General features: G+C 65.0%; 2 protein-coding genes. One reads left to right on the forward strand and one right to left on the reverse strand.

All coding sequences use genetic code 11. The features are described 5' to 3' along the window. Positions 1-263: cysteine hydrolase family protein (locus tag ELR45_RS35585; protein WP_476704137.1), on the reverse strand; the 263-nt coding region annotated here is incomplete at its 3' end. Between the two features lie 149 nt (positions 264-412). On the opposite strand from ELR45_RS35585, the gene ELR45_RS20385 reads away from it, so the two are divergent. Next, positions 413-1,128 (forward strand): LysR family transcriptional regulator (locus tag ELR45_RS20385; protein ID WP_165367965.1); only part of this gene is annotated, 716 nt, incomplete at its 3' end.

Raw genomic sequence — 1,128 nt, forward strand, 5'->3', positions numbered from 1 at the left:
GCGTCGAAGCCGTCCACGCGGTGGTGGACGGGAGTGTTACCCAGGGCCTCCGCGAGTTCGGGGTAGAGCGGGCCGGGGGGCGAGTCCTCGAAGCCGGCGGTCACGACCGTGGGCAGGTCGAACACCTTGGCGATCTCGGCCAGTGCGACCGTGGCGTTCACGTTCTCGTCGATTGTGTGGGACCCGATCAGGTTCGAGAACCCGACCTCGTGGTCGATCAGGACCATCGCGGAGTTCTGAGGGGTGAGGGCCTCGTACACCATCTTGCTTCCTTCGTTGTGCCGTGTCGGCGCCGGGATATCCCGGCGCCGGCGGACCCGGCGGGCGCCGCAGAATCATCTTGCGATCTCCCGTCGATCATTTCCAATGAATCATTGCCAATATATACATCGCGAGATGCGATACTTCGACGATGCAACCTCATCAGCTTCAGTACTTCGTCGCCGTCGCCGAGACGGGGAGTTTCACTGCCGGAGCGCAACGCGCCCGCGTCGTCCAATCGGCGGTGTCCGTGGCGGTGCGCCAGCTGGAGCACGAGCTTCAGACGTCCCTGTTCGTCAGAGGGCGACGGATCAGACTCACGCAGGAGGGAGAAGCGCTCCTCCCTCGCGCACGAGATGTCCTGGCGGCGATGGAAGCGGCGACGGCCGCCGTTGCCGCGACCCGGGAGATGGTCACCGGAACGGTGAACCTCGGCATGCTCTTCCGGTTCGCCACGTTCGACATGGCGAGCAGCCTGGCATCGTTCCAGCGAAAGTATCCTGCGGTTGTTGTCAGAGGGCAATCGTCCGGTGAGGGCTCGCGGGGTCATCGCGAGGCGTTGCGCCGGGGAGACCTTGACCTTGCGCTCCTGTCCACGGCGCCAGGCGTCACATCGATGCCTGGGATGTATCTCGAGAGGCTGGGTAGCGAGCCCATCCGCTTCGTGTGTGCCACGTCTCACCCGCTCGCCGATTCCGAGTTCGTGCGGCTCGAACAGCTCACCGACGAGATCTTCATCGATCTGCCGGCCGGGTGGGGCAACCGCTCCCTGATCGACTCCGCCTTCGCGAGCGCCGGCCTCCTAAGAGCGGTTCGCACCGAGACGATCGACTTCGCCATGAGCCAGGCGCTGGCGGCTGAGGAACT

This window comes from Phytoactinopolyspora endophytica, from assembly GCF_004138495.1.
Taxonomy (GTDB): Bacteria; Actinomycetota; Actinomycetes; order Jiangellales; family Jiangellaceae; genus Phytoactinopolyspora; species Phytoactinopolyspora endophytica.